Here is a 9,605-nt window from a genome sequence, read left to right as displayed (position 1 = left end):
AAGTCCGGGCGCCGCGTCCGCCACCAGTATTTGAACGTGTAGTTCGCCCAGTTGTTGGTGACCTTGCCTTCGGCGGTCTTGTACCAGCTCGTGCAGCCGCTTGCGAAAACGGAGTTCGCGTTGTCGGCCTGCACGCTCTCGTTGGATGCGCGCTGCGCTTCCGGCTTCACATCGATGTAGAGAAGATTGTCCTTCTTCATCTTCTCCGCGCATTGCACGATGTAGTTCGCCTGGCATTCGATCATGAAGATGATCGAGTTGTGGCCGAGATTCGTGTTCGGCCCGTAAAGCATGAAGAAGTTCGGGAAGCCCGCCACCGTCATGCCGTGATGCGCTTCGGCGCCCGTCTTCCAGGCGTCCTTGAGGTCGCGCCCGGCAAGTCCCTTCATCGTCATCGGTCCGAGGAAGTGCGTCGTGTCGAAGCCGGTGCTGTAGATGACGACGTCGAAATCGCGCTGCGTCCCATCCTTCGTCTTGATGCCGGTGGGCGTGATCTCGTCGATGCCGTCGGTCACGACATCGACATGGTCCATGCCCATGGTCGGCCACCAGTCATTGGCGAAGAGCACACGCTTGCAACCCGGTTCGTAGTCCGGCGTCAGCTTCCGCTTCTTTTCGGGATCGGAGACGTAAAGCTCCATCTCGTCTATGCCCATCTGCTTCAGCTTGTCGCCCGATGTGTGGAAAGTGCGGTAGAGCAACTCACCGAACCAGTAGATCTTCCAGCGCTGAATGTTCATCGTCCAGGGCAGCGCCTTGTAGATCGCCTTTTCCCAACCGTAGAATTCGCGCTGCGGGCGCGGCAGCACCCAGCTCGCCGAGCGCTGGAAAATCGTGACGCTGGCTGCTTCCTTCGCGATCTCCGGCACGAACTGGATGGCGCTCGCGCCGTTGCCGATCACGGCGATGCGCTTGCCCTTCAGGTCGTAGCCGTGGTTCCACGTCGCGGAGTGCCAGCTTGCACCCTTGAAGGTTTCGCGTCCCCGAATGTCCGGATAGACGGGCCGGTGCAACTGGCCGGTGCCCGCGACCATCAGGTTCGCCTCGAAGCTCCGCTCGCCGGACTTCAACATCCAGAGGCCGGCCGCCTCGTCGAAACGCGCGTCGTCGATCTCGGTGTTGAAACGGATGTTGCCGCGCAGCCCGTATTTGTCGACGACCGATTCCAGGTAAGTCTTGATGTCGGCGGCGAAGACATACTTCTTCGTCCATGTCGGCCGCATGTCGAACGAGAATTGATACATGTGCAGCGGCACGTCGCAGGAACAACCGGGATAGGTGTTCTCGCGCCACGTCCCGCCGACCTCGCTCGCCTTTTCGTAGATCGTGAAATCGGTGAGCCCGGCTTCCTTCAGTTTGATCGCCGTGCAGATGCCGGCGACACCGGCGCCGATAATTGCAACGCTCGGGCCCGGCGCGGTTTGCGTCCTCGCCGACACATCGTGTGCTAGTGCCATTTGTTCCTCCCTCCGGTCCGGCGGATCCTCCCTCAAGGCCGCCCTCCGGTTCCTTCCGGATATCGATGCGGAAAGACTAACGTCTTTTGGAAGGGCACGGAACCGCCACAAAGGATGGCGACGCTCCGCTTCAATCCGGGGCAGACAAAGCCCTCCCCGCGCGCTAAGAACGGCGGCGCCGTTACGTCAGGGAAAATGCAGATGACAATATCGCCCGCCACAACCGATCTCTCCGACAATCATCCGGCCCTCGTGCGCCACGCGGAACCTGTGTTCCGCGACTATGGCGGCCGGCTTGCCTTTTCAGGCCCGGTCGCAACGCTTTACACGCCCGCCGACAACAGCAAGGTGCGTGAGGCGGTGGAAGGGCCGGGAGAGGGCCGCGTTCTCGTGGTGGATGGCGACGGATTGATGAGTTGCGCGCTGTTCGGCGGCAATCTCGGAAAGCTCGCGGAGGAAAATGGCTGGGCCGGTGTCGTCGTCAACGGTTGCGTGCGCGACACGGCGGAACTCGCGTTATGCGCCATCGGCATCAAGGCGCTCGCGGCCCATCCGAAGCGCAGCGACAAGCGCGGCCTCGGCGAGAAGGATGTGGTTGTGAATTTCGCCGGCCTGACCATCGCGCCCGGCGAATGGCTCTACGCGGATGGCGACGGCATCGTCGTGTCGGCCGAACGGCTTCCGGACTGATCCGTAATCAGATGATCAGTTCGGCGAGCTTCCAGATGCCCAGCCCCGCGATGCTGATCGAGGCGAGGCCGCCCGCGCCGATGATCGCCATATCGACGATGCCCGCTGCTTCGGTCCGTGCACCCTCGGCCTGCGTTTCGCCGGCAGAGTCGATTGCGGTATCAAGCCAGCTTACGTTCCGCGCGTCGCCCTTAACGTCAACCATCCCGGATCCCCACCCCTTTTTGTGTCCGAGCGGTCACCCACCAATTCGGACAAAAAAAACCTTGCGTTTAGATAATGCGACCCATTGATTCGTGTCAATCAGATGAATGTGTGCGCTGCAGCGGAGATCAAGCAGGTTTGACGATCTCAAGCACATAGCGGGGGAGTGCGAAGGCGGCCTTGTGCACGTCCGGCGTGTAGTATCGCGTCGCGATATCGGCAGCCGCAAACCGCCGCTCCAGTTCCGCGGACGGCAGCGCGGCGAGCGTTTCGTCGTCCGTGCCCCAGCCCATCGCCATCGGTCCGCCGACATAGGTCGGAATCGTGGCGAGGTAGCATGTCGCGACATTGAAGAGCCGGCGGAATTTTTCGATCGTGCTTTGCAATTCCGAGCCCTGCATGAAAGGCACGCCGTTCTGCGTGACGATCACGCCGCCCGGCGTCAGGCAACTCTTCGCTGCGCGGTAGAACTCTTCACGGAAGAGGACTTCGCCGGGGCCGATCGGGTCGGTCGAGTCGACGATGATGACGTCGTAGCTTTCGTCCCTGTCCTCGACGAATTTCGCACCGTCGGCGAAGACGAGTTCGAGACGCGGATCGTCGAAGGCACCGGCGGAAATCTGCGGCAGGTGTTTTCGGCAGAAATCCGTCACGGCAGGATCGATCTCGACCATGGTCGCCTTCTCGACATCCTTGTGCCGCAGCACCTCGCGCAGGATGCCGCCATCGCCGCCGCCGATGATGAGCACGCGGCGGGCGCGGCCATGCGCGAGTATCGGCACATGGGTCATCATCTCGTGATAGATGAATTCGTCCCGCTCAGTCACCTGCGTCACGCCGTCGAGCGCCATCATCCGGCCGAACAGCTCATTCTCGAAAATCACGAGATGCTGCTCATCCGTATGTTCTTCATGGAGAACCTCGTCGGCCCGGAAGGCGCAGGTGAAACCCTCTTTCTCGTAGAGGGTTTCACGCACCCAGCGGCCCTTCGGCATATCCGCCATCAGACCATGCCCCGGCCGCGCCGGTGCTCGTCGACGCGGATGTCGCTCGGGCTGAAAGCCTCGCGCAGCACCTCGATCGCGTTATGCGGTTCCGCATCGCCGCACATGAAGACGTCGAGAGCGGCATAGTCGGCCTCGGGCCAGCTATGGATCGAGATATGGCTTTCCGACAGCACGGCCACGCCCGACACGCCGCCATTCGGCGTGAAGTGGTGGAGGTGGATGTGCAGCAGCGTCGCCTTCGACACCTCGACGCAGCGCCGCAGTGCCGCCTCGATATGCGCAAGGTCATCGAGCCGGCTCGCGCCGATCAGATCGATGATGAGATGCGTGCCGGCGAAACGGTCGCCGTCGCGTTCGATAAAGAAGTCCTTGCGCTCGTCGGACGAGGTGAGCGGCGACGCCTTCACTTCAGGCGCGGCGTGAACGGGAAACTCGAGTACTTCCGCCTGGGAGTTGCTTGAAACGCTGTTCAAGTCGATCCCCAATTGAAAGAGGGCATTGGATTCTGGCATTGGTGCCTCTCCCCAACCAGTAGATGGACCTGGCTTGCCGGACAGCATCGCTGTGCCGGGGCCGTGGAAATTCTGTGCGTGGATTGAACGCGGACAGTTCTTGCGAACCTAGATGTGCCGAGTGCAGGGCGTCGTCTCGCCCGGCATGCGCAATAATGTCTGGAAAAGCACTATCGGTGCGCGTCGGCTTGATCCGGGGCGTCAGCCCCTCAGACTGGAACCGGACATATGCAATCTCCCTCGAAACCCGGCGGAGGTACCTGAACAATGCCCAACCTTGGGCATGCCGCCGAAATTGTCCAAAGAGACGCGTACGCCGTTACATAACCTGTCTGGCCAGTGGCACGTGCGATTGCGTTCGGGGGGTATGTAACTGCGGTACCCTGCCCTGTCAACAGGAACCTAGGATTTCCGCGAAAAATGACGGCCTCGTAACGGGCAGGCGACACTTCGGCGCATCCGGATGAACTATTTTTTATTTGCGAGTCATTCTCATTTGCATCATCCTCCTCGTACTCCGGCACAATTCTCAACCCGAGGAGACGTCATGAAATCCGCCGAGGCCACTCTCGATATTTTCTCCCGTCCGGTTGACAGCTACTCGCCGGACCAGCCGCTCGCCGAACTCGGCTTTGCCGAGCAGTTCGTCGTCTGGAGCCTGCGCGTGCAGTGGCGCGTCGCGGAGGACGGTGCGGAACATTCGGTGCTGCTTCAGCGTGCTTTCGATGCACTGGAACTGCCGGGCGGCGCGGCCATGGTGGCCGAACTCGCGGCGGCACTGACGCGCACCGTGAGGCGGCCGCTCTCGATTCCCTGTCCGCATTGGCGGGTACTCACCAGCGACGAAGTCCGCGTGCTGAGTTTCATCGCAGCCCTGCAGCGGCCAGGTGCCTCCCCCCGCGCCGCAATCGACCCGAGCTGGCACGCGGCACCCTGCGGCGCCTCGCCCATATGGGCGCCGGCGCAGCGGCTCGCGCTCACGCTTGCCGCCGCCGGGCTTACGCTTGGCACGGCCAGTTATTCCGGCGTGCCCTTTCCCGAGGCGATGCCGCGCCTGTTGCACTGAAGGTCAGCCGAAGGCCTTCGCGGCACCAAGCGCGCCCATGCGCGAGACGATGGCGAAGAATTCCGCCACCGTCTCGTCGATGATGTCCTTCGCGGTCTTTATCGAGGTGATGAGACCGGCCGTCTCGCCCGCAAGGCCGACCGCCGCCTCCATGTCGCCGCCGAAATAAAGATCGAGGATGCGCGTGAAGGTGTCCGGCGGCATCAACCCTTCTTCGTGGATCGCCGCCGTGCGCTCCGTCTTCAGCGCGCGGATGCAGGGCGTCGACTTCTTGTTGAGCACATAGGTGCCCGTCTCCTTGGCATCGACGATCGCCTGTTTGTAGTTCACATGCACCGGGCTTTCCACGCAGCTCACGAAACGCGTCCCCATCTGGATGCCCTCGGCGCCAAGCGCGAAGGCCGCCGCCATGCCCTTGCCGTCGCAGATCCCGCCCGCCGCGATCATCGGAATGTCGGACTTGGCACGGATCGCCTGCAGCAGTACCAGCGTCCCTACCTCTTCCGGGTTCTTGAAGCCGCCGCCTTCCGTTCCCTCGACCACCAGTCCGTCGATGCCGGCATCCACGCATTTCATCGCGGCGTCGACCGTCGGCACGGCGTGATAGACGGTTATCCCCGCATCGTGCAGCGGGGCGATGAACTTCGCGGGGCTGCCCGCCGAGGTCGTCACGAACTTCACGCCCGCATCGCAGACGAAGCGCAGCATCGCATCGTCCCGCAGAAAGCGGATCGGCAGGTTGACGCCGAACGGCGCGTCCGTCAGTTCGCGCATTTTCAGGATTTCCGCCTTGCAGGCTTCCGTCTCGCCGGACGACGTCTCGATGATGCCGAGGCCGCCCGCCTTGCAGACGGCGGAGGCGAGCTGCGAGCGGGCGATCCAGCCCATCGGCGCCTGGACGATCGGATATTTCGCGCCCGTATGGGCGAGTACGCGGTTCATGTGGGCTCCTCCGGCCATGTCCATTTTGTTGACGGGAGTAGGCCTCAGCCGGCTTTGCCGCGCAAGCCGCCGCAAACAAAAAGGCGCGGAGCCTGCCGCTCCGCGCCTCTCTGCATTTCGTCGTTCGGGGAAACTTTACCTGAAGTGCCCGTAGGCCTTGATGAGGGCTTCAGACAATTCCTTGTAGGCACCCTCGACGCCCGTCTTGATTTCGTCGAACGCGCCTTCGCCCTGCTTCGCGAGCTGCGACATGCGCACCTGCAGCCGGGCCCGGTCGGCCTTGAGCTGCTTCAGAACGCCGCCATAGCGCCGCTCGGTCACTTTCAGCGCCTTCTTCGCTTCCTTTTCCGCCTTATCGACTTCCTTCGAAAGCTTGGCGATCTGCTTTTCCAGATCGCGACGTATCTTCGTCCTTTCCGGCGTCAGCTTCGGCTGTGCCTTGACGGCGGCTTTTTTCTTGACGGGTGCCTTGGCGGCCCCCTTTTTGGCCGGCGTCTTTTTCGCCACGGTCTTCTTCGCGGGTGTCTTCTTTGCGGTTGCCATTTTTGCGGGCGCCTTTCTTGAAGCCGCTTTTTTCGGCTTCGTGGGGGATTTGGTCTTTGGTTTTGCGGCACCTGCCGACATCGCCGAGCTTACGGGCGGCGTCAGTTCGGGGCCGGGCACGAAGGCCGCTCGCCGGGGGGACACCGTCTTCTTCCGTGAAGCCGAGGTGCGGCCTGTCCCCGCTCCGCGCCTCCTGCGAGTGTCCGTCATAGTCGAAAGCCTCGTTTTGATTTTCCCCGCCGGGCGCGCCGCGCGCCGACGACGCAGATTGACGCGATTAACGATACGTTTCAAGTAGTACCGGTGCGGAGAAACCACGTTTGACTTTCGTCGCATTCGCAATTTCGTAAGACGTTCCGTCGTTAACTCCGGCTGTGACACGGCCAGCCTATCGGCCGTTCGATGTCGTGCATCTGAACGCGGGGACGGTTTTTTGCATGTGTGCGGATTTTCATCGCGCCGATACAACGTCTCAAATGGACGCCGGCGACAAGCCGGTCGTGATGTTCATTCACGGCATGTGGAGCCGGCCCCATGTCTGGGACGGCTTTCGCACCTATTTCGAGGATCGCGGCTACAAGGTCGTCGTCCCTACACTCCGGCATCACGAGATCGGAGCCGACGGGCGCTCCCATCCCGATCTCGCGACGACGAGCGTTGCCGACTATGTCTCCGACATTGCGCTGGAGATCGGTCGGCTCGGCCGCAAGCCGCTCGTTATCGGCCATTCGATGGGCGGGCTGATCGCGCAAATCCTCGCCACACGCGGACTTGCCCGCGCGGTAGTTGGCCTTGCGCCCGCGCAGATCGCCGGTGTTTTCAACTACGACATCCGGTCGTCATGGATATTCCGAAACGAATTCACCTCGTGGGGCTTCTGGCGGAGGCCCCAACTGCCTTCCTTCGAGGCGATGCGTTTCGGCGCGCTGAACTGCATGGCGGAAGCGGACGCGGAACGGCTCTACGAAACGCTGGTACCCGAATCCGGTCAGACGCTCCTCGAAATCGGGTTGTGGTTCCTCGATCGGCAGCGCACAACCTGGATCAACCCGGCGGATGTCCGCTGCCCGATGCTTTTCCTGACCGGGGCTGAAGACCGGTTGACGCCCCTGTGGCTGACCCAGCGCATCACCGAGTTCTACGAGGGCAAGGCGCGCATCGAAGCGCTTGCCGGCCGCGGCCACTGGCTGCCGTCGGAACCCGGCTGGGAGGCGCTTGCCGAAAGGGCGGCGCTGTTCTTCGAGACGGAAGCCGCCGACATGGCACGCGGCCTGTCGCCGCAGGTCCGCGCCCTCGCGGGCGAACTTGCCGCCATCCGCTAGATCGCTCCCCCGCCTCCCCTATTCCGCCGCCGCGCGCATCGGCGCCGGCTTGTGGCCGCGCACAAGCTTGCCGGGCAACGCGCCCGTATGCTTGCCCTCGCGGTAGATCACCTCGCCGCTGACGATGGTCGCGACATAGCCTTCCGCTTCCTGCATCAGGCGGCGCGCGCCCGACGGCAGGTCGTAGACCATGTGCGGCGGCAGCAGGCGCAGCCGCTCGAAGTCGATCACGTTCACATCCGCCTTCATGCCGGGCGCGATCAGCCCACGGTCGAGGAGGCCGACGGCTTCCGCTGTGTCGCGCGTCTGACTTTTCACCACAAACGGCAGGTCGAGCTTGTCGCCCCGCGTCCGGTCGCGGCACCAATGCGTCAGCATGTAGGTCGGCACGCTCACGTCGCAGATGACGCCGACATGCGCGCCGCCATCGGAGAGACCGAACAGCGTGTTCGGGTTGCGCATCATGGTGAGTGCGTTTTCGAGGTTGAACTCGAAATAATTGTGCAGCGGGAAGAACAGGAAGTTCCGGCCGCCGTTCGCCGTCAGGATGTCGTAGACGATCTCGTCGGGGTTCCTGCCTTCACGCTTCGCCCTGGCACCGATGCTGTCCTCCGGCGCGGGCTCGTAGTTCGGCGGGTCGCCGAGCTCGAACATCTTGTGATAGGCGCCCGCCAGCGAATTGAGGAATGGGTGGCCGGGCTCAAGGCTTTCCGACAGGAGCCTCGCACGGAAATCCGGATCGGCCATGATCGCCACGCGCTCCTCGAGCGGCTTGTCCGCAATCGCGCGGTAGCTCGGCCGCGTGAGAAAGGGATGCACGGAGCCCTGCAGGCCGAGCATCAGGCCGACCGGCCTGCCCTGCACCTGCGCCTTGATCGGCAGGCCCTTGCCCGCCGCGCCGTCGAGCCGCGACATCAGTTCGCGCCATTGGTCAGGCACCACATCGGCCTGCACCAGCGAGAAGCTCAAGGGGCGCCCGGAAATCTCCACCAGTCTTTCGACCAGCGAGAATTCCTGGTCGACCTCGCGGAAATCCGAAACCCATTGCAGCACGCCGGCGCCCGCTTCCTTCAGTCCCCTTGCGATCGCTTCCATTTCCTTGTCGGCGGCGCCGATGGTCGGCGTGAGATCGCCGTCGCTGGTGCGGTGCGCGATGGTGCGCGAGGTCGAAAAGCCGATGGCGCCCGCCTTGATCGCGTCGCGCACGATCTCGCGCATCTCGTCGATCTCGGCATCGGTCGCCGCCGCGCGCTTCGCGCCGCGTTCGCCCATCACGTAGACGCGCACCGCGCCATGCGGCACCTGTATCGCCACATCGATGTCGCGCTTGCGCGCTTCCACGGCGTCTAGATAGTCGCCGAAGCTCTCCCACTGCCACGACAGGCCTTCGTGGAGAGCGGCGCCCGGAATATCCTCGACGCCTTCCATCAGACGGATCAGCCGGTCGTGATCCGCTTTGCGCACCGGCGCGAAGCCGACGCCGCAATTGCCCATGACCACCGTGGTCGCGCCGTGAATGGAGGATGGCGTCATGCGCTCGTCCCATGTCACCTGGCCGTCGTAATGTGTGTGGATGTCGACCCAGCCCGGCGTGACGAGAAGGCCCGTCGCGTCGATTTCCTCGCGGCCCTTCGCCTCGACCTTGCCGACCGTGACGATGACGCCCTTGTCTATCGCAACGTCCGCCACGCGCGGCTCGCTTCCCGTTCCATCGACCACGGTTCCGCCGTGGATCACGAGATCCAGCTCAGCCATTAGTCCCTCCTCAAGGTTCTGATTTCTTGTTGAGGGCAGTCTAACGCGGAAGCGCGCTCACCCGAAACCGGGTAAACGCGCTCCGCAAAAATGCTGCGCCGCGGCCG

General features: G+C 63.1%; 11 protein-coding genes. 4 read left to right on the top strand and 7 right to left on the bottom strand.

Annotated features, from left to right (window positions below):
* On the bottom strand, window positions 1–1,457 hold a 1,457-nt coding region (locus Q8S60_RS06135; protein WP_305668429.1), incomplete at its 3' end, for an NAD(P)/FAD-dependent oxidoreductase.
* Between the two features lie 201 nt (window positions 1,458–1,658).
* Here Q8S60_RS06135 and rraA point away from each other — a divergent pair.
* Complete coding sequence (gene rraA / locus Q8S60_RS06130) at window positions 1,659–2,147, top strand: ribonuclease E activity regulator RraA (RefSeq protein ID WP_305276036.1); 489 nt, start codon at window positions 1,659–1,661, stop codon at window positions 2,145–2,147.
* Between the two features lie 7 nt (window positions 2,148–2,154).
* Here rraA and Q8S60_RS06125 read toward each other — a convergent pair whose 3' ends face one another.
* From Q8S60_RS06125 to speD, 3 genes are all read right to left on the bottom strand, one after another.
* Window positions 2,155–2,352 (bottom strand): hypothetical protein, encoded by a 198-nt coding sequence (locus Q8S60_RS06125; RefSeq protein ID WP_305276035.1) that lies wholly within the window; start codon window positions 2,350–2,352, stop codon window positions 2,155–2,157.
* Between the two features lie 127 nt (window positions 2,353–2,479).
* On the bottom strand, window positions 2,480–3,355 hold the full coding sequence (gene speE, locus Q8S60_RS06120) for a polyamine aminopropyltransferase (RefSeq protein ID WP_305276034.1): 876 nt from the start codon (window positions 3,353–3,355) through the stop codon (window positions 2,480–2,482).
* Entirely contained in the window at window positions 3,355–3,870 is a 516-nt protein-coding gene (gene speD, locus Q8S60_RS06115) for an adenosylmethionine decarboxylase (protein ID WP_305276032.1), read from the bottom strand. Before speD ends, speE begins: the two co-directional genes overlap by 1 nt.
* A 547-nt stretch (window positions 3,871–4,417) precedes the next feature.
* Here speD and Q8S60_RS06110 point away from each other — a divergent pair.
* Window positions 4,418–4,936, top strand: a complete 519-nt coding sequence (locus tag Q8S60_RS06110) for a hypothetical protein (RefSeq protein WP_305276031.1) — start codon at window positions 4,418–4,420, stop codon at window positions 4,934–4,936.
* Between the two features lie 3 nt (window positions 4,937–4,939).
* Here the strand turns inward: Q8S60_RS06110 and Q8S60_RS06105 are convergent, their stop codons facing one another.
* Both Q8S60_RS06105 and Q8S60_RS06100 read right to left on the bottom strand, forming a co-directional pair.
* Window positions 4,940–5,878 (bottom strand): nitronate monooxygenase family protein, encoded by a 939-nt coding sequence (locus Q8S60_RS06105; RefSeq protein WP_305276030.1) that lies wholly within the window; start codon window positions 5,876–5,878, stop codon window positions 4,940–4,942.
* Between the two features lie 135 nt (window positions 5,879–6,013).
* The gene (locus Q8S60_RS06100; RefSeq protein WP_305276029.1) at window positions 6,014–6,385 is read right to left on the bottom strand and encodes a hypothetical protein; all 372 of its coding nucleotides are present in this window, start codon (window positions 6,383–6,385) and stop codon (window positions 6,014–6,016) included.
* Here Q8S60_RS06100 and Q8S60_RS06095 point away from each other — a divergent pair.
* Together Q8S60_RS06095 and Q8S60_RS06090 are read left to right on the top strand one after the other, a co-directional pair.
* Window positions 6,363–6,719, top strand: coding sequence for a hypothetical protein (locus tag Q8S60_RS06095; protein ID WP_305276027.1), 357 nt, complete (start codon window positions 6,363–6,365; stop codon window positions 6,717–6,719). The genes Q8S60_RS06100 and Q8S60_RS06095 overlap by 23 nt on opposite strands.
* 178 nt (window positions 6,720–6,897) lie before the next feature.
* On the top strand, window positions 6,898–7,743 hold the full coding sequence (locus tag Q8S60_RS06090; RefSeq protein ID WP_305276025.1) for an alpha/beta hydrolase: 846 nt from the start codon (window positions 6,898–6,900) through the stop codon (window positions 7,741–7,743).
* An 18-nt stretch (window positions 7,744–7,761) separates the two neighbouring features.
* Here Q8S60_RS06090 and Q8S60_RS06085 read toward each other — a convergent pair whose 3' ends face one another.
* Window positions 7,762–9,498 carry an amidohydrolase family protein gene (locus Q8S60_RS06085; RefSeq protein WP_305276023.1) on the bottom strand — a complete coding sequence of 579 codons (1,737 nt, stop codon included), beginning with the start codon at window positions 9,496–9,498 and terminating at the stop codon, window positions 7,762–7,764.
* Window positions 9,499–9,605 lie beyond the last annotated feature (107 nt).

This window comes from Parvibaculum sp. (assembly GCF_030694575.1).
Taxonomy (GTDB): Bacteria; Pseudomonadota; Alphaproteobacteria; order Parvibaculales; family Parvibaculaceae; genus Parvibaculum.
This window is presented reverse-complemented; position numbering and strand designations above follow the sequence as displayed.